Source organism: Alteromonas sp. ABH4_456 (genome assembly GCF_056160645.1).
Window position 1 is genome coordinate 110,801 of the sequence record NZ_JBSWXO010000001.1, and the last position, 18,902, is coordinate 129,702.

The window sequence follows — 18,902 nt, forward strand, 5'->3', positions numbered from 1 at the left end:
GTTCACCTTCCCACGACAAAGGAGCAATTACAATGGTACTTGAGATCCGGTTACTCCGGTCCGGTAAACACCGGACACAAAAAAAGCACCCGCAGGTGCTTTTCAAAAAGGGACGACTTTAGAGCTTTAAGCCTAAACGGTCAGCCACTTCAATGTATGTTTCTACTACAGAACCTAAGCCCTGACGGAAACGGTCTTTATCCATTTTCTTACGGGTTTCTTTGTCCCACAGGCGACAACCATCAGGACTGAATTCATCACCCAGAATAATATTGCCATCACTGTCCAGACCAAATTCCAGTTTATAATCCACCAGAATCATACCGCCTTTATCGAACAGATCTTTGAGTACATCGTTAACGGCAAAAGTCAGACGTTTCATCTCTGCAATTTGCGCTTCAGTTGCCCAGCCAAATGCAGTGATGTGATAGTCATTAACCATAGGATCATGCAGCGCATCATTTTTGAGGAAGAATTCAAAAATGGGAGAATCGTTAAGCATCAAACCTTCTTCAACGCCCAGACGACGAACCAGTGAACCTGCAGCAACGTTACGAACGACGCACTCTACCGGAATCATATCCAACTTTTTCACCAGAGAATCGGTGTCTGACAGCAACGCCTCAACTTGTGTGGCAATGCCGGCTTCTTCCAGCTTTGTCATAATGAAATGATTGAACTTGTTATTCACTTCACCTTTACGGTCAAGCTGTTCAATTTTTTCACCGTCAAATGCAGACGTATCATTTCTGAACTCAAGGATGAGTTTTTCGCTGTCATCAGTGAGGTATACAGTTTTGGCTTTACCGCGGTAAAGTTCTTCGCGCTTTTCCATCATCAGTCTCAAAAATTAGATATCCAGATTGTCCTGAGTCATGACTCGGGCAAATTGCTCGTACATGTCGGCAACCTGATTAGGTTCAAACGGCTGACTCTCATTATCCATGAAAGTCACACTCGTTCTGTTTTCGCCGGCCGGCACCACTTTCAAACGATAATCACCTTTTTCAAGAAGGGATTCACCGTCAGAAAACAGGCTGCCCCACCAACCATTATCCTCACCATTATAGGTGACAAATAACAGGCCTGTGGTTCTGTCTAAATCTTTTACGTCAAAGCCAAGGTTGCGTAACACCAGCAGCATTCTTGGCCATACAATATCGTGTCTGGCGTCAACTACATAGGCTGCATCACCGTTAGCGTCAAATCCCATTTCCAAATTAAGACCACTGCGGATTTCAGCAATACGTTTACTCTCGTCGAGTCTGATTTGGTATTCGTAATGAGTCAGTACTTCGTTCAGGATGCCGATTTCTTCTCTGCGTTCTTTCATCGCATCAATGGAATCCATGGTGATGGTTTCACCATCTGCACCATTAAATTTGAAATCCTGCAATTTAGCGCGTAACGCTGCAGTCCGGCCGTGAGGCTTTAGTTCCATGGTGAAAACAAAGCGACGTGAAACCTCTGACGTTTCATCCTCAGTCCAGTCGTACCAGGCTGACTCTTCGGTCGTCTTTTCAACGGCCCAGTCAGTAACAAGTCGGCCATTTGCTTTATCGAAGCTGTCTACACCGATGTGATTTTGCTCAAGAAAGCTCAGCACCGTATCCCAGATAGCGGTATTCAGCGGCTTGCTGTCATCTACCTGATCGAACCAGACCATTGCTTCCTGTTTGCCTTCTTCAACATGTGAACCCGCCACAAGGGGCAGGACAAGCGCCGGAGACTGAATCGTCAGTTTGCGGCCGGTAAGACGGGTGTCTGCATTCTGACTTAATTCCGGAAGATCATAATCAGATGTAAATTCAGGCGAATCTAAACCTTCAGGCACTTTCACAGAGGCCCGCTGGGAAACTTCAAGGTAGTCATAACTGCCCGATGCAGTTTCATAATCCTGTTGGCTTGAACAACCTGTCAGGGCTATTACAGATAAGCCACTGAGCAAAGCCAGAGTGTTTTTCATCGGTGTTCCTTATTAACCAGAAATCAAAGCGTGTTTTTGTAATAGTTCTTCGAGTGCTTTTTGGCTCGCAAGTTCCGGTAAAACCATCGGTAATCGTAATTCGGCACTGTTGATCAGCCCCATACGGTATAACGCCCACTTTGGCATTACCGGATTTGGCTCAATAAACATGCCGTTATGCAGGGTTTCGATAGTAGCATTAATACGGCGACATTCCTCAGCGTTGCCTGCCAGGCCTGCTTCGCACATTTTGGAAATTGCGCCGGGAACCACGTTAGCCGTTACTGAAATAACGCCGTGTCCGCCCTGACATAAAAATTCTGCACTGGTACCGTCGTCACCGCTAAGCAACAGAAAATCTTCAGGCACCAGCTTCTGTGTGGCTTTGAGACGTTCAATACTGCCGGTTGCATCTTTCAGACCGACAATATTTTTGTGTGTGGCCAGTTCTGCCACTGTCTCAGGTAACATGTCCGCTACGGTTCTGCCGGGTACATTATAAAGCAGCACAGGTAAATCAGTCGCATCAGCGACTGCTTTAAAGTGTGCAACCATACCCCGTTGTTGCGGCTTGTTGTAATACGGTACAACGCTGAGAAAACCATCGATACCTAAACCGGCCATCTGTTCACTGAGGAAGATGGCTTCATCCGTTGCGTTTGCGCCGCTGCCGGCAATCACAGGAATACGCCCTGCTGTCAAAGCAACGGTCTGTTTGACCACTTCAATATGTTCTTCAAAAGGCAATGTGGCGGATTCACCGGTTGTTCCTACTGAAACAATACCGTGTGTGCCCTGCTCTATATGAAACTCAATAAGTTTCTCAAGTGCAGGGTAATCAATGTCACCCGCGTTGGTCATGGGTGTGACAAGTGCAACGTAACTGCCTTTAAACATATTATCTCCCGCGTTTTGTGAGCGCACATGGTAATGAGGTACAGCCCTAAAAACAAGTTATCGCAAGGGCTTTTTAGACGTTAATCGACAACCTTATTCTAAATAATCACTATTCCGTCAAAAATTGGGGATAAAACCCTTACATCAGACTGTTTTTCGAACTGACGCGGTGCTTAAGCTCACTTTATGATGCCGGAACGTGGCATCAAAAAATCCTGATGTGTTAGTATAAATGTGGCTCCGGTTTTATAAGTAACGACATGAATCATCAGTTAATAGTCACGATTTTGGGTACCGACAAGAGCGGCATGCTGAGCGAAATTGCCGGCACCGTGTCGGAAGCTCAATGTAATATTCTCGACAGCAGGCAGGCGATATACGGGAAAGAATTTTCCCTGACCATGATCATCGAAGGTTCCCATCAGGCAATCACACGGGCGGAGCTGGCTATTCCCCCCATGTGTCAGAAGTTCGGCCTGCTTTCTATGATGAAGCGAACCAGCCATCATGAGAAACAAAATTTAGATTATCTTTACGATGTGGAGTTCAGCGGCGAAGACAGTCATGGCCTGCTGAAGTCGGTAACCGGCTTTTTTGCGAAACGGCACGTCTCCATCAGTGCGTTTCGTCAGCGTACCTTCAAAGATAAAGAAACCGGTAAAGAAATGATGCGCTGCAAATTTGTTGTCAGTACGCCGGATTCCGTTGATATCACGCAGCTTCGTTCTGAGGCTGATGCCCTGTTCGGTTCCCTGAATCTGAGTGGCAAGATTATAGACAAAAATAAAGGAGAATTATGAACACCTTAAAAGCAGGTGATAAAGCACCGGCATTTACCCTGCCGGATCAAAATGGCGAAGCCGTTAATCTGGCAGATTTTGAAGGTAAGAAAGTACTGGTGTATTTTTACCCTAAAGCAATGACACCGGGCTGTACCGTGCAGGCTCAGAACCTTCGCGACAGCAAAACATCACTGGATGAACTCAATGTTGTGGTACTGGGGATCAGTCCGGACGCAGTTAAACGCCTGCCAAAGTTCATTGAGAAAGAAAACCTGAACTTCACCCTGCTCTCGGACGAAGACCACGCTGTGGCTGATGCTTTTGGCGTCTGGGGTCCAAAAAAATTCATGGGCAAAGAATACGACGGCATTCATCGTTTAAGCTTCCTTATCGATGAAAACGGTGCTGTTGAACACGTGTTTAATAAGTTTAAAACCAAAGACCATCATCAGGTTGTACTGGATTATCTGAATCAGGCTGGTTGATAACCCCGTTTACTCCGTCGTTCACAAAGCAAAAAGCCCTGTCAGAACAGGGCTTTTTTGTTCGGACGTACAGTCAATAAGTGTTTAAGTGTTACAGGGCGGCGGTTCATCCGGTCCGCCGGACCATGCTGTTATCAGCGCTTTGACTAGTGTTGCCAGCGGGATGGCGAAAAACACTCCCCAGAACCCCCACAATCCGCCGAAGAACAGAACCGCCACGATGATATAAAGAGGATGTAAGCTCACCGCCTCGGAGAACAAAAGTGGTACCAGTAAGTTACCGTCCAGTGCCTGGATAATGCCGTAGGCAATCATCAGATACCAGAAATCAGGGGTCAGACCCCACTGAAACAATGCCACAACAGCTACCGGAATGGTGACAACGGCTGCACCGATATAGGGGATAAGCACTGACAAGCCAACCAGTACGCCGAGCAGAATGGCATAGCGCAAGTCCATCAGAGCAAAGACAATGCAGGATACAGATCCCACAATCAGAATTTCGATAACTTTGCCGCGGATATAATTTGCTATCTGGGTATTCATTTCATGCCCGACCTGCGTAATCAACCGGCGCTCTTTCGGTAACAATGACGAAATGCCATCAAGAAAAAACAATTTGTCTTTCAGCATGAAGAACACCATCAACGGCACCAGAATCATATATACCAGTAACGCTGCAACATTACCGATTGAACTGACAGATGCTGACAAAAGTTGCTGTCCCAAATCCACCAGATGATCATTGAGACTCTCCATCATCTGCTGAATTTGATAAACCTGTACATAGTCAGGATACTTATCCGGTAACCGCAGGATCCAGTCCTGTGCGTTTTGCCAGATTAGCGGCGTTTCCTGAATCAGATTCACGCTCTGACGGCTCACAGTAGGTAACAAGCCGACAATCATCAGTATGGTGACAGCAACAAACGCCAGCATCACAACGCTGCAGGAAATGGTCCTGCTGACACCAATATTTACCAGCCGGTTCACCGGCCAGTCCAGCAGATAAGCAATCACCGCTGCCACCAGAACAGGCATGATAAGCCCACCCCAGAAGACGAACACAGTTGCCGTCAACAGGATTAAGATCAGCAACATGGCTGCATCGGGGTCAGAAAACTTCCGGCGGTACCAGCGGCCGAATACACTGATTAAACTCATAAATTCTGCTCAGTCGGAACGGAGAAAAAATGCATCATAGGAGAATCACTGACCGCTCTGCAACCCGGATTCCACGGTATTACAGGCTAAATGAAAACTTCCGGGCTACATTATGCATGAAGCAATATAGCAATCACCTGTATTGTACGGCACAATGCTAAAATAATGCGATGGAAAAATGAAACTAATCATGGAGTTTGCCACTCTATCTGTAAACGCTTCAGTGGTACTCAACAGTAACAGGTTCAATGAGATATTTAGCGCGAAACGGAATTAAAATAGGCTTGTGTTTGCTGGCAATGAGTTTTTCTGCCATCGCACAAACCAGTAAATACAGTGATCGTAATACGTTACCGGAAATAGGTGTGGTAGCGTCTGACGCCCTTTCCCTTGACAAAGAGATGCTGATTGGCGATGCCGTTATGCGGCAAATGCGCGGTGGGGCCCCGATTATCGGCGACCCGGTGCTGGATGAGTATTTGCAGGATCTGGGTAACCGCCTTGTTGTTCATGCCGACAACACCAAGTTTCCTTTTGAATTCTTCTGGGTCAACAACGATGCCATTAACGCCTTTGCTTTCTTTGGCGGCCACATTGGTGTGCATACCGGCCTTATTCATAATGCGAAAAACGAAAGTGAGCTTGCGTCAGTGCTGGCCCACGAAATCTCTCACGTTACCCAGCGTCACCTTGCCCGCCACATGCAGGCACAACAGCGTGCTACGCCACTGGCCATTGCCAGTATATTAGGCGGTGTTTTACTGGCGATGGCAGATCCTCAGGCCGGTATGGCAGCCATTTCCGCCGGTCAGGCCGCTTCAGCGCAAATGCAGATTGATTATACCCGTTCTAATGAACAGGAAGCTGACCGGATTGGGATAGGCATGTTATACCGTGCCGGATTTGATCCTGACGCGGCAGCCAGCTTCTTCTCAACCTTGCTGGAACAATACCGCATGGTATCCCGTCCGCCTGCAAGATTGCTTTCTCACCCGTTAACGGAAACGCGTGTTGCCGATGCCCGCGCCAGAGCCGGTGATTTTCCACCTGTGCGGTTAAGAGAAAGTATTTCTTTTCATCTGGCAAAGGCCAGAGTGATGTCCAGGTACACGTTCAATAAAAAATACAGCCTGGAATACTACCAGGATGCGGTGGACCGTAAGAACTATGTAGTCCGTGAAGCGGCAATGTATGGTCTAGCGCTGGCACTCATGCGCAATGAGAAGATTCCGGAAGCAGCGAAGGTGATCGATACATTACTCAATGAAGACCCGGATAATCTGTTTTACCTTGATGCAGCCACTGATCTTTCTCTGGCAATGGGTAAACCGCAGGAAGCAACAGAACGTCTGGCACCGCACCTGCAATTAACACCACGCAATCAGGTACTGGCATTGAATCAGGCCAATGCGCTTATTGCCGCCAATGAAAATGACAAAGCTGTTCAGTTACTGAAAGACTTGTTGCTGGTGCATCCTGACTATGAAATCGCCTGGCAGTTACTCACTGAAGCATATAAAAACAACAAAGATTTTCAGGGCATGCATCAAAGTAAAGCAGAAGTGATGGCACTGAACGGTGCTTACCGCCGCGCTGTGGATGAATTACAGTTTGCTTATAACTTTACTGCCGACAAGCACCTTGACAAGCAGCGGATCCGCGCAAGGATCAAACAACTGCGGGACGAGGAAGAGCGGCTGAAACGACTGTAAATGCCGCCCCTAAATTAGTGAGCGGAGGTACCCGCCTCCGCGTTTGTATACTGAATTAAACCGTCCAGGGAGTCATCGTCCTGCTCACCGTACAACGCTTTCACAACCTCCCCCTTAGGTGAAATCAGATACGTTGCCGGCAGATAGTCCGGATACGGCATGGGAAAAATGGTTTCTTTTGCGGTGTTTATCACAGCAAACTCAATATTTAGCTGTTGTGTTAAGGCACGCAGTTCCTGCTCATTTTTGTCATCAAAACTGACACCGGTTATCTTCACATGGTCAGGCAGGCGATTAATCAGCCTGTTCAGGGCCGGGATCTCCCGTAAACAGGGAGAACACCAGGGGGCGAAAAAGTTGATGATATGCCATTCTCCGCCATTGTCTGCCCAACGAACCGGCTGTCCCGAAAGTGTAACGCCATCTGCGCGGGTATATTGCTGAAGTTTCCAGCCGGCAATCAGTGCAACCACAGCCGCACTGACAATCATTAATGATTTTTTCATGATTAATTGCGTCCGGTCATATTATTCTTACATTAATACTTGTTAGAATTCATCTCAGTAAAATTTATAACACATTGAATAAAAAGCCTATGTCTTCAGTACAAATACTTCATAACCCCCGTTGCTCCAAAAGTCGCCAGACCCTCACTTTATTACAGGAAAAGGGTATTGATGTTGAAATCACCGAATACCTTAAACACCCGTTAACCCGGGAACAGCTTGAAGCCATTGCTACAAAGCTGGGTGTTTCGTCCCCCCGTGACATGATGCGGACAAAAGAAGCTGAATATAAAGAGCTGGCATTAGGTGAGAGCTCTGTTACCGACGAACAATTATTCGATGCCATGGTTTCTGTTCCGAAGTTAATTGAGCGTCCGGTGGTCATTAAAGGTGATAAGGCCCGCATAGGTCGTCCACCTGAAAGTGTTCTGGACATACTCTGATGTCGCCGGTACTGGTGTTGTATTACTCAAGAAACGGGACAACCCGACAACTGGCAACACATATCGCCAGAGGCATTGAAAGTACAGGAGCCGAAGCACGGGTGCGTACCGTGCCGGCTATCCCTGAATATATGACACCATGGCCGGATGTTCCCGAAGCAGGCGCGCCCTTCGTTACCCGTTCTGATCTGACAGAATGTTCCGGTCTGGCACTGGGGAGTCCGGTCAGGTTCGGAAATATGGCCGCCCCGCTTAAACATTTCCTCGACAGTACTTCTCAGGAATGGCTGAAAGGCGTACTGATTGATAAACCTGCCTGTGTATTCACCTCCGGCGGCAGCATGCATGGCGGACAGGAGTCTACCCTGCTCACCATGATGCTGCCCCTGCTCCACCATGGTATGGTGCTGTGTGGTATTCCTTACACTGAATCACAATTACACGATACTACTTCCGGTGGCTCGCCTTATGGTGCCGGACATGTGTCAGGCCACAGTGACGGTAAACTGACTGCTGATGAATCAGCGCTGGCTTTTGCTCAGGGAAAGCGTCTCGGGGAACTGGCACGGCAATTAGCACGGAAGACATCATGACAGAAATGGCACCGGCAACTAAAAAAGCACGCTGGCTGGCGTTACTCAGTTATCTCGGATTACTCGCCTGGGTAACCTTGTGGCAATTTGTATTGGTTGAAGAAAGGGTCTACGGCACGCTCTTCATCGCCATAATTTATATTTTGCCTTTACTCCTGCCACTTCGCGGCATCATTGCAGGCAAACCCTATACCCACGCCTGGGCAAACTTTGTGGTACTGTTTTACGTCATCCACGGCATTACAGCCGGTTACGCGGCACCGCAGGAACTGGGTTATGCCATAACGGAACTGATACTTGCCACGGGCATGTTTGCCGGTTGCAGCCTGTTTGCCAGATTACGGGGTCGGGAATTAGGTCTCGGACTTGAAAAACTGAAAGATGTCATGAAGGAAGAGAAGCAGCGCTTCGAAGAAACGGAATAAAGACACCATGACACACAGAAAGGTTATTCTTTTTCCAGTTCCCGCTTAATCATAGCCACAGACAGTTTCTTCTGTTCCTGCAAAGAGCGGGTGTCCAGCCGGTCGAGCATAGCAAGCAACGCCGGTAAATCACGGTCACAATGGGTGAGTAAAAACGCCAGAGCCTGTTCGGAAAAACGCATACCCCGTTGCGCCGCGCGCTTTTTCAGCACATTCAGACGTTCATTATCAGTCAGGCCTGCCAGTTGCCAGGTAATACCCCAGCTCAGACGTGAACGTAAGTCAGGTAATTTGAAAGCGGGATGGTTCGGGCCGATGGAAGAGGTCCAGATAAATATGGACGTATGATTGTCTACCACACGATTAATAAAATGAAAAAGCGCCTCTTCCCACTCATCAATGCCGGCAACGGCATCTATATTGTCCAGACACACATAAGGCAGGCGCTCCAGGCCATCAAAGATCACCGGTGTCCAGTCAGCATATTCCCGTAAGTTTAAATAAATATGCCGTGTCTGATGAAAGGCAAGTTGGTGGCATACGGCATAAAGTAAATGACTCTTGCCCCGCCCCGCAGCACCGGTAATACCGACACCCGCCAGCGGACTGTTGTCCAGAGAACTGAATGCCGTGTTATCCCGCCAGCGGCTGCCACTCTGGCTCAGTGCAGAGAGAAAGTCTGCAAGGCCGCTGTTTTCACCAGCCTCAAAGCTTGAGAAGGTTTCATTATCAGGTAACGATACCGCCAGAGGTAACTGCATAGGCGCTGTGTTATTCGTTCCAGTAAAAGTTCAGTCCGTCAAGGGGGTTACCTGACACGTCAGACACCGGCTTGAGTTTTGAATCCAGGCTCACCAGTTTGAAAAAGTCACTGGTTTGCGACAACAGCGACAGTGAGAACGTCGCCACAGACCCTTTCTGACTCACCAGCGACACATGACTCACCATGCTCATCTGTTCCATGTATTCTCTGGCATGCACGTACTTTTCCAGCGAGTCCACATTGGCAACAGAAATAGAAATGTTATTCACTTCTGTTTGTTCATCACCGCTACTGATTGAAAAATGCTGGCCAAGATAATCGCTGTATTCTTCAAAAAACAACGCGGTAAGGCTGTCTTCATCATCTGCATAAAGGCTACCGAACTGAATGTCGTTATTTTGGATCACTACCCAGTCAAGCGCCCAGTCACCTTGCGTATGCTTTTGTGACATTGCTTCGAATTCGCTGCGGGTGAACGCCGGAGAACGGGCTTCTTCCACAAGATCATCCACCAGGTAGGTATTCAAATCCTGTAAACCATTATTGGAAAAAGCAGGCCGGTAGGTGTCATAGCGAAATGCTGATGCCTGCTCCCGGGTTTGCTGTTCCTCTTCAATGTCAGGCACAGCATTCATCTTTACTTTGTATAACCGCGCGCCGACAATGTAATCAGGCTGATATCTGACCGAAGCAGTTTGCAACGTTCTGGCAAACCGTGCCCAAACATCAAAAACGGAAATATTCACGCTGTCATCTAAATCCATCAGCGGGAACACAACTGGCACGCCTCTTTCAACAGCCAGTTCACGCAGACGACTGCTTACCTGTCCTTTAGCACCGTCATCGATGATCTGGCGGTTTCCATTTTCATCTTCGGTGGCAAGCCACAATAAAGTATCCGGTCTGCGCTGCCCCCAGACGGGTAATCCGGCTTCCCTGATCACCTTTATAACTGCCCGGGAATCAAACTCAGCGACATAAGACAACTGACCGTTAACCACATCAAAGCGGTACGCCCGCAAATACCGTTCAGGTTGAGACAACATGGCCCTTACTGCACTGTTTGAAGTAGCTGCACGCTGACCGGTAATTTTTATGACTACCTGTTCCAGCGCCTGACGGGCCGCTTTCTTCTGGGTCGATGATGACTGATCGGACACAGCCACACTGGCCTCGTTAACTGATACCACTGTACTGGCCTGAACGGATCCTGAGAAAGCTCCGGCAAACAGAGAAACAACAATGAACACTAAAGAAAAGGAAGATAATTGAAAAAGCATGAAGAATTAACGCCGCTCCGTGAAACCCGTACCTGGACTATGCGAAAACATATTGTGTGTTATTTACCGGAATATTTCACCACTAAAATGTAAAAGATTAGCATCAGGACAGATCAGCAGCCGAATTCCCCCCTGCGCCCTGTTGGACTTACTGCAACTTACTGGTAGAATCCGCGTCTTTCCAATCACCGCACCAGGGCCATACTCGTGAGCGAAAACAAACAGTCACTTAGTTATAAAGATGCAGGCGTAGACATTGATGCCGGAAATCAGCTGGTTGAACGTATTAAATCTGTTACTAAAAAAACAACCCGTCCGGAAGTCCGTGGTGGCCTTGGTGGTTTTGGTGCGTTATGTGAACTGCCCGCGAAGTATAAACGCCCGTTACTGGTATCCGGCACCGACGGTGTAGGAACTAAACTGCGCGTAGCGATGGATGCCAACCGTCATGACAGCGTGGGTATCGATCTGGTTGCTATGTGTGTTAACGATCTGATTGTTCAGGGTGCAGAGCCGTTATTCTTCCTCGACTATTACGCTACAGGAAAACTGGACGTAGATGTGGCTGCAGACGTGGTCACCGGTATCGGTGAAGGCTGCGAACAGGCTGGCTGTGCACTCATTGGCGGTGAAACAGCAGAAATGCCCGGCATGTATCACGACGGCGATTACGATATTGCCGGATTCTGCGTAGGTGTTGTAGAAGCTGATAAAGTGATTGACGGCAGCGGCGTAAAAGCTGGTCAGAAAATTATTGCTCTGGCTTCGTCCGGCCCGCATTCAAACGGTTACTCACTGGTCCGTAAAATCGTTGAAGTCAGCAAAGCAGACGTGAATGCAGACCTTGATGGTAAGCCGCTTATCGATCATCTTCTTGCGCCAACCCGTATTTATGTGAAGCCGGTACTGGCACTGCTGGAAAAAGTAAAGGTAGAGGCCATCTCTCACATCACCGGTGGCGGTTTCTGGGAAAATATTCCCCGTGTGCTGCCTGAAAACGCCAAAGTTGTAGTAGATGAGTCAAGCTGGCAATGGCCTGTCGTATTTAACTGGTTGCAGGAAAACGGTAACGTTACGCAACATGAAATGTACCGTACCTTCAACTGTGGCGTTGGTTTGATCCTCGTTGTCGATGAAAACGATGCAGATGAAGCCGTCCGTATTCTGAATGAAGGCGGAGAACAAGCCTGGTTGCTGGGTCATATTGAAGATCGCAGCGGCGACGAAGAACAGGTAGAAATTAAGTAATGACTACCGCTAAACCCCGCTTATGCGTATTGATTTCCGGTAACGGGTCTAATCTGCAGGCTATGATCGACAGTATCGAAGCCGGTCAGTTGCAAGCTGAAATTGTGGCGGTGATCTCAAACCGCCCCGATGTATTTGGCCTTGAAAGAGCCGGAAAAGCCGGCATCCCGGCACATTGCCTGAATCATAAAGATTTTTCAGGCCGCGATGAGTTTGACGCAAAACTGCAATCTTTGATTGATAGTTTTAGCCCGGATGGCGTGGTACTGGCCGGATTCATGCGTATTCTTACGCCTGAATTTGTTGAACATTTTTCCGGTAAATTATTGAACATCCACCCGTCTTTGTTGCCAAAGTACAAAGGGTTACATACCCATCAACGTGCGATTGATAACGGCGACAAAGAACACGGTGTCAGTGTGCATTTTGTGACTCCTGAACTGGACGGTGGTCCGGTAATCATCCAGAGTCGTGTACCGGTATTTGAAGATGATACCGCAGATGAACTGGCTGAACGGGTTCAGGAACAGGAACGCCGGATTTATCCGTTGGTGTTGAAATGGTTTGTCGCCGGTCGTCTGACAATGAAAGATAATAAGGCTGTGCTTGATGATAAAATTCTTCCGCCGGAAGGTTACGCCAACGACTAAACCGGCAGGTTTTCTGCTGTCACTTTTGTTGATGCTGGTTTCTGTACCGGCATCAGCAGAAGACAAACCTGTTATTACTCCTTTTGAAGCGCAATATACCGCTTATAAATGGGGTGATGATGTGGGTGAAGCCAAAATCAAGCTTGAATATCTGAGCGACGATCAATACTCCCTCACCTATTCTTCAGATGTTTCCAAATTCTTTTTATCTGACGAACGTTTTGAACACTCCGTGTTTTTTGCCTCGGAAGATACAATTCTGCCTTTCTCCTACTACTATAAGCGCACGGGTACCGGACCCGATAAACAGCTTTCGGTTAAGTTTGCCAGTTTCCCTGACAAGCAGATAGAAATCGAAGGTGGTGAGACTCTGCCATGGCAGGGAGAAACCGATAATCAACTTTACCGTATTGATCTCGCCAGACAACTGGCCGCAGGCAAAACAACCCTGTCTTATGATTTCATTAACTACCGTGGCGAACGGAAAAATTATGGTATTGAAGTCACCGGTGAAGAAAAACTGTCACTGCCTTACGGCGAACTTGACACTGTTAAGGTAAAAATTCTTCGCGACAATAATAGCAGCCGGGAAACATTTGCCTGGTTTGCCCCCGCTCTGGATTATAATCTGGTCCGCCTGCAGCAATTTAAAGATGGTGATGAGCAGGGGGATATCAAGCTCAGTGCATACCGTCATCTTTAATCTACGTTAAGTTGTAAAATTTTTGTGTTCTCTTTCTTGACCTTTGATGTGACAGACATTAGTTTTAGCATCATACTCTGGTCTGACCTCAGTCCAACTTACTGATTCAGCATATTTCATACTGTTAAGGAGCAATGTATGGGTGAACTCGCGTGGTTTATCATATTCATGGTGGCCGTTTGCGTAGCCGCGTATAAGCGTATGAGCTTAACGTCTACCGTGTCTTTACTGGCGGGCATTATGGTGCTTGGCACAATCACCGGAAGCATCGGTTTCTTCAGCTGGCTACTCTTCCTCATCATTGCTGTTCCACTGTCTATGCCGGACGTACGCAGAAAATTCATTTCATCACGCCTGCTCGCTTTTTACAAAAAAGTTAGTCCGGAAATGTCCGCAACTGAACAGGAAGCCATTGATGCCGGTACAGTGTGGTGGGACGGTGAGTTGTTCTCCGGCAAACCTGACTGGAACAAACTCCATGCAATTCCTAAAGGCCGTCTGACCGCGGAAGAAAAGGCCTTTCTTGATGGCCCGGTAGACCGTGTATGCCATATGGTTGATGAGTGGCAAATTAATCATCAGAACGCTGATCTGCCGCCGGAAATCTGGGCCTATCTGAAAGAGCATAAATTCTTCGCCATGATCATTAAGAAAAAATATGGCGGTTTGCAATTTTCAGCCTATGCACAATCGAGAGTATTGCAGAAACTGGCAGGTTGCTCTGCAGTGTTATCCAGTACGGTAGGCGTTCCGAATTCTCTTGGTCCCGGCGAATTGCTGCAACATTACGGCACTAAAGAACAGCAGGATTATTATCTGCCCCGGCTGGCTAACGGTGAAGAAATTCCCTGTTTTGCACTTACCGGCCCTGAAGCAGGTTCCGATGCCGGCGCCATCCCAGATACCGGCGTCGTTTGCCGTGGTGAATGGGAAGGAAAAGAAATTCTGGGCATGCGTCTTAATTTTAATAAGCGCTATATCACTCTCGCACCGGTGGCAACGGTTATCGGACTGGCATTTAAGCTGGAAGATCCTGAAGGGCTGTTGGAAGGTCAGACAACCGCAGGCATAACCTGTGCTCTGATCCCAAGAGAAACGAAAGGACTGGAAATTGGCCGTCGTCATTTCCCGCTGAATACCCCCTTTCAGAACGGGCCGCTTAAAGGTGAAGATGTATTTGTGCCCCTGGACTTCATTATCGGTGGACCGAAAATGGCGGGCAAAGGCTGGCGCATGCTGATGGAGTGTTTATCAGTGGGTCGTTGCATTACCCTGCCCTCTACCGGCGCAGGCGGCGCAAAATCAGTGGCACTGGCAACCGGCGCCTATGCACGTATACGCCGTCAGTTCCGCATTCCCGTTGGTCATATGGAAGGCGTGGAGGAAATGCTTGCCCGTATCGGCGGTAATGCTTACCTGATGGATGCCGTCACCCGATTCTCCACGGTAGGTGTAGATTTAGGCGAAAAACCGTCCGTGATATCTGCCATCAGCAAATATCACCTGACGGAGAAAATGCGCCAGGTCATAAACGACGCTATGGATATTCACGGTGGTAAGGGCATTATGCTCGGGCCAAATAATTATCTTGGCCGCGGTTACCAGGGCGCGCCCATTTCCATTACCGTGGAAGGTGCCAATATTCTTACCCGCAATATGATGATTTTCGGTCAGGGCGCTATGCGTTGTCACCCGTATGTACTGTCTGAAATTCAGGCTGCGGCAATGACGGATAAATCTGAACAACTCCGGGAATTTGATAAAGCGGTATTTGGTCACTTGGGATTCGCCGCTGCAAATAAAGTAAGAAGCCTGTGGTTCTCACTCACAGGTGGTTTATTTCACCGCACGCCGTTTAATGACGACACCGGTCGCTATTACCAGTTACTCCAGGGTTACAGTGCTAACCTGGCATTTCTGACTGACGTGTCAATGGGTCTGCTTGGTGGTGAACTGAAACGTAAAGAGCGTTTATCTGCCCGACTGGGGGATATTCTCAGTGGCTTATATCTGGCAAGTGCAACGCTGAAACGTTTTGATGAAGAAGGCCGGTTACAGGAAGATGCTCCGCTGATGCACTGGGCACTGCAAAACACCTTGTTCGACATTGAAGAAGCACTGGATACCTTTATCAGTAACTTCCCTAACAAAGCAATGGCTGTGGCATTAAGAGTATTGATATTACCCTTTGGCAGACGTTGTAAACGTCCCGATGACAAACTGGAACACCAGATCGCAACCATTCTGCAAACGCCCGGCACAGTGCGTACCCGACTCGGTGACGGACAGTACCTCACACGGGAGGAAGGCAGTCTGTTTGGTGATCTGGAGCAAACACTGGATGACGTGCTGGCTGCTGAGCCGGTATTCGATAAAATTTGTAAGGCCAGAAAAGCCCGTCTTCCCTTTACCGGTCTGGATAAACTGGCTGATGCAGCATTATCAGAGGGTATTATTGACGAAGAAGAAGCTGAGTTACTTACCAGAGCCGAAGCCGGCCGCCTGCGTACTATCAATGTAGATGATTTCGACAACGAAGAACTCATTGCAAAAGTGAATACAATGGCTTAAATGCTGCCTGAAACTAAAAGGCCGCATCAAAATGATGCGGCCTTTTTTATTCTTCGGGAGAATTAACTGAACTGCAATTTGTCCATCAGCAGTACAGCCTGAGTCCGGGTGTTAATTTCAAGCTTGCGTAAAATTGCACTGATGTGTGCCTTGATAGTCGCTTCGGTCACATTCATTTCGTGGGCAATTTGCTTATTCATTAAACCTGCACGCAGGAAGCTCAGCACCTGAATTTGTTTCGGCGTCAGTTCACGGAATCGTTTCAACAGTTGAGTGAGTTCTTCATCAACGTTTTCCAGGTCCGCTTTCATCTCTTCCGGTACCCAGTTTTCACCACCTTTAATGGTCACGATTGCTTCAGCAATTTGCTTTGTGGGCGATGATTTGGGAATAAAGCCCTGTGCACCCAGTCCCATAACCTGAGCGACAACATCAATGCTTTCATTGGCAGAGATAACCGCGACGGGTAATTCCGGATAAACATCTTTAACGGAAATAAGACCGTTGAAGTATTCGCCTCCCGGCATATTTAAATCTAATAACAGTAAATCAATGTGGTGATTTTCAGTTAACACGGTCATCATGGATTCAAGACTGTCCGCTTCAAGAATTTCAGCGTCCTTGAAATACGGTTCCAGTGCAGCACTTAATGCTTCCCTGAACAGTGGATGATCATCTGCAACTAATATACGAGTCATATAATGCGGTGCCCGAATTATGTAATTTTTCCTGTTACTATAGGGTAATACTTTAGGCTAATGATATAAAGTCAAATTAACTTAAGGCGCTTTATAATCAAGAAATTTTTCCTTTTAAATGAAAAAAACGTGGCAATCCTTTAAAATCTGCCCCGTTTTTTAGCTAATCAGTAAGGTCTTTCAGTGCAAAAGCCGGATAATATTTTTGCCAGCCATATGACAACCGTCAGTGATTTCCGATTTGATGAACACGTAGCTGACGTATTTCCCGATATGATTCAACGTTCAGTACCGGGTTATCAGACGATTCTGCATACCATCGGAGAACTGGCCAGAGCCAGAGTTACTGATAGCAGCAATGTGTATGATCTCGGCTGTTCCCTGGGGGCTGCCAGTCTTTCTGTTGCACGCAACACGGATCATTTGTCCTGTCAGATCACCGGTATTGATAACTCCCCTGCAATGATTGAGCGTTGTGAACGGGTAATTTCCAGTTTTCATTTACCTAATCCTGTCATACTTCAATGTGAATCTGCTCTGGACACCAAAATAGAAAATGCATCTATGGTGATCATGAATTTCACCTTGCAATTTATTCCGCCGGAGCAAAGAGAAACGCTGCTGAGCAAAATTTTCAACGGCCTTAACCCGGGTGGGATCCTCGTTTTGTCAGAGAAAATTCAGCATCCCAGTGAACAGGGAAATCATCTACTTATCGACCTGCATCATCAGTTTAAGCGCAATAATGGTTACAGTGAACTGGAAGTCAGCCAGAAACGGGCAGCGCTTGAAAATGTGATGCTCACCGACAGCTATCAGACTCACGAAAACCGCTTGAAAAAGGTAGGGTTTGAAGATGTGGTGATGTGGTTCAAATGCTATAACTTTACCTCTATGGTGGCCATTAAGGCTGGTGGAGACAATGCCTGATGCGACGTATTTCTGATCCCTGGTTCACTGAATGTTACCGTCAGTTGCTGGACACGCCTCTGGCACACTGGCTTGAAACGCTGCCGGCACAAATCAGCGAATGGCAGCGGGAACACCTCCACGGAGAATTCAGTAAATGGTGTAAATTGCTGGAAAAACTTCCTGAGACCACTGTCAGTTCAAAAGAACTGAAACACAGTGTTACTGCGGGCAGCGCCGCTGACATCAGCGAATATCAGCAGAAACAGATAGAAGGTCTGCTGAAACAGTTTATGCCATGGCGAAAAGGTCCCTATCACATTCACGGTATTCATATTGATACAGAATGGCGGTCTGACTGGAAATGGGATCGGGTACTGCCTCATATCAGCCCGCTTGCCAACCGTCATGTTCTGGATGTGGGTTGTGGTAGCGGTTATCACATGTGGCGTATGCTGGGAGAAGATGCTGCCGGCGTTTATGGCATCGATCCGACTCAACTGTTTTTAATTCAGTTTCAGGCTATCAGGCATTTTATTCCTGCCGCCAATATCCATTTTTTACCGCTGGGCATTGAGCAGATGCCGGCACTAAAAGCATTTGATACCGTGTTCTCAATGGGTGTGCTATACCATAGAAAAGATCCGGTACAGTTTCTCACCCAACTGAAAGATCAGTTACGTAAAGGTGGTGAGCTGGTGCTTGAAACACTGGTAGTGGAAGGCGATGAGCAAACCGTACTGATAGCAGGCGAACGTTATGCACAGATGCGCAACGTCTGGTTTCTGCCAAGTGTAAAGGCACTCACAGTGTGGCTGAGCAGGCTGGGTTTTGAAAATGTTAAGGTCGCTGATATCAACACCACGTCTCTGGATGAGCAGCGCACCACAGAATGGATGACGTCTCAGTCTTTGAAAGATTTTCTGGATCCTGATGACATCAGCAAAACCATTGAAGGTTATCCTGCACCACAACGTGCAGTACTGATAGCCACGAAAAAGTAACTTTATGTCCTGTTCGTTTGCAGACTGTTGCCGGATCTGAGCACCGGTCTGCGAGCATTCCTGACCCGGATTGGCATAATTGTTGTAGTTACTACTTTATAAA

General features: G+C 47.6%; 20 protein-coding genes. 12 read left to right on the plus strand and 8 right to left on the minus strand.

The window, feature by feature from the left end:
• Positions 1-118: 118 nt before the first annotated feature.
• The 3 genes from purC to dapA are packed head-to-tail and all read right to left on the minus strand — an operon-like array spanning position 119 to position 2,863.
• A complete protein-coding gene (gene purC / locus ACXAG2_RS00545) occupies positions 119-835 on the minus strand; it encodes a phosphoribosylaminoimidazolesuccinocarboxamide synthase (RefSeq protein ID WP_119503399.1) in 717 nt (238 codons plus the stop codon).
• A 15-nt stretch (positions 836-850) separates the two neighbouring features.
• Positions 851-1,966 (minus strand): outer membrane protein assembly factor BamC, encoded by a 1,116-nt coding sequence (bamC, locus tag ACXAG2_RS00550; protein ID WP_474863812.1) that lies wholly within the window; start codon positions 1,964-1,966, stop codon positions 851-853.
• A 12-nt stretch (positions 1,967-1,978) separates the two neighbouring features.
• The gene (gene dapA, locus ACXAG2_RS00555; RefSeq protein ID WP_474863814.1) at positions 1,979-2,863 is read right to left on the minus strand and encodes a 4-hydroxy-tetrahydrodipicolinate synthase; all 885 of its coding nucleotides are present in this window, start codon (positions 2,861-2,863) and stop codon (positions 1,979-1,981) included.
• 260 nt (positions 2,864-3,123) lie between these two features.
• Between dapA and ACXAG2_RS00560 the strand changes: the two genes are divergently transcribed.
• Positions 3,124-3,663 (plus strand): glycine cleavage system transcriptional repressor, encoded by a 540-nt coding sequence (locus tag ACXAG2_RS00560; RefSeq protein ID WP_474863816.1) that lies wholly within the window; start codon positions 3,124-3,126, stop codon positions 3,661-3,663.
• Positions 3,660-4,130, plus strand: a complete 471-nt coding sequence (gene bcp, locus ACXAG2_RS00565; RefSeq protein WP_474844255.1) for a thioredoxin-dependent thiol peroxidase — start codon at positions 3,660-3,662, stop codon at positions 4,128-4,130. Before ACXAG2_RS00560 ends, bcp begins: the two co-directional genes overlap by 4 nt.
• 84 nt (positions 4,131-4,214) lie before the next feature.
• Here the strand turns inward: bcp and ACXAG2_RS00570 are convergent, their stop codons facing one another.
• Entirely contained in the window at positions 4,215-5,294 is a 1,080-nt protein-coding gene (locus ACXAG2_RS00570) for an AI-2E family transporter (protein ID WP_474863818.1), read from the minus strand.
• Positions 5,295-5,542: 248 nt separating this feature from the next.
• Here ACXAG2_RS00570 and bepA point away from each other — a divergent pair, with 248 nt between their 5' ends.
• Entirely contained in the window at positions 5,543-7,006 is a 1,464-nt protein-coding gene (gene bepA, locus ACXAG2_RS00575) for a beta-barrel assembly-enhancing protease (protein ID WP_474863819.1), read from the plus strand.
• A gap of 14 nt (positions 7,007-7,020) precedes the next feature.
• Here the strand turns inward: bepA and ACXAG2_RS00580 are convergent, their stop codons facing one another.
• Positions 7,021-7,512, minus strand: coding sequence for a TlpA family protein disulfide reductase (locus ACXAG2_RS00580; protein WP_474863821.1), 492 nt, complete (start codon positions 7,510-7,512; stop codon positions 7,021-7,023).
• Between the two features lie 89 nt (positions 7,513-7,601).
• Here ACXAG2_RS00580 and arsC point away from each other — a divergent pair, with 89 nt between their 5' ends.
• The 3 genes from arsC to ACXAG2_RS00595 are packed head-to-tail and all read left to right on the plus strand — an operon-like array spanning position 7,602 to position 8,973.
• Positions 7,602-7,955 (plus strand): arsenate reductase (glutaredoxin), encoded by a 354-nt coding sequence (gene arsC, locus ACXAG2_RS00585; protein WP_474863823.1) that lies wholly within the window; start codon positions 7,602-7,604, stop codon positions 7,953-7,955.
• Entirely contained in the window at positions 7,955-8,548 is a 594-nt protein-coding gene (wrbA, locus tag ACXAG2_RS00590; protein ID WP_474863825.1) for an NAD(P)H:quinone oxidoreductase, read from the plus strand. The genes arsC and wrbA overlap by 1 nt, the downstream gene beginning before the upstream one ends.
• Before the next feature lie 5 nt (positions 8,549-8,553).
• Positions 8,554-8,973, plus strand: coding sequence for a DUF2069 domain-containing protein (locus ACXAG2_RS00595; RefSeq protein WP_474864430.1), 420 nt, complete (start codon positions 8,554-8,556; stop codon positions 8,971-8,973).
• 23 nt (positions 8,974-8,996) lie between these two features.
• Here ACXAG2_RS00595 and hda read toward each other — a convergent pair whose 3' ends face one another.
• Positions 8,997-9,734 (minus strand): DnaA regulatory inactivator Hda, encoded by a 738-nt coding sequence (hda, locus tag ACXAG2_RS00600; RefSeq protein ID WP_474863827.1) that lies wholly within the window; start codon positions 9,732-9,734, stop codon positions 8,997-8,999.
• A 10-nt stretch (positions 9,735-9,744) separates the two neighbouring features.
• Entirely contained in the window at positions 9,745-11,016 is a 1,272-nt protein-coding gene (locus ACXAG2_RS00605) for a DUF2066 domain-containing protein (protein WP_474863829.1), read from the minus strand.
• 207 nt (positions 11,017-11,223) lie between these two features.
• On the opposite strand from ACXAG2_RS00605, the gene purM reads away from it, so the two are divergent.
• The 4 genes from purM (at position 11,224) to fadE (ending at position 16,188) form a co-directional block, all read left to right on the plus strand.
• The gene (gene purM, locus ACXAG2_RS00610; RefSeq protein ID WP_474844260.1) at positions 11,224-12,264 is read left to right on the plus strand and encodes a phosphoribosylformylglycinamidine cyclo-ligase; all 1,041 of its coding nucleotides are present in this window, start codon (positions 11,224-11,226) and stop codon (positions 12,262-12,264) included.
• Entirely contained in the window at positions 12,264-12,914 is a 651-nt protein-coding gene (purN, locus tag ACXAG2_RS00615; protein ID WP_474863831.1) for a phosphoribosylglycinamide formyltransferase, read from the plus strand. The genes purM and purN overlap by 1 nt, the downstream gene beginning before the upstream one ends.
• Positions 12,874-13,617, plus strand: coding sequence for a DUF3108 domain-containing protein (locus ACXAG2_RS00620; protein ID WP_474863832.1), 744 nt, complete (start codon positions 12,874-12,876; stop codon positions 13,615-13,617). The genes purN and ACXAG2_RS00620 overlap by 41 nt, the downstream gene beginning before the upstream one ends.
• Positions 13,618-13,755: 138 nt before the next feature.
• Positions 13,756-16,188: an acyl-CoA dehydrogenase FadE gene (gene fadE / locus ACXAG2_RS00625; RefSeq protein WP_474844263.1), complete on the plus strand. Its 2,433-nt coding sequence runs from the start codon at positions 13,756-13,758 to the stop codon at positions 16,186-16,188.
• Between the two features lie 62 nt (positions 16,189-16,250).
• On the opposite strand, the gene ACXAG2_RS00630 is transcribed toward fadE, so the two are convergent.
• On the minus strand, positions 16,251-16,886 hold the full coding sequence (locus tag ACXAG2_RS00630) for a response regulator transcription factor (RefSeq protein ID WP_119501455.1): 636 nt from the start codon (positions 16,884-16,886) through the stop codon (positions 16,251-16,253).
• 183 nt (positions 16,887-17,069) lie between these two features.
• Between ACXAG2_RS00630 and cmoA the strand changes: the two genes are divergently transcribed.
• On the plus strand, positions 17,070-17,816 hold the full coding sequence (gene cmoA / locus ACXAG2_RS00635) for a carboxy-S-adenosyl-L-methionine synthase CmoA (protein WP_474863833.1): 747 nt from the start codon (positions 17,070-17,072) through the stop codon (positions 17,814-17,816).
• A gap of 8 nt (positions 17,817-17,824) precedes the next feature.
• A complete protein-coding gene (gene cmoB, locus ACXAG2_RS00640) occupies positions 17,825-18,799 on the plus strand; it encodes a tRNA 5-methoxyuridine(34)/uridine 5-oxyacetic acid(34) synthase CmoB (RefSeq protein ID WP_474864432.1) in 975 nt (324 codons plus the stop codon).
• The last annotated feature ends 103 nt before the right edge of the window (positions 18,800-18,902 follow it).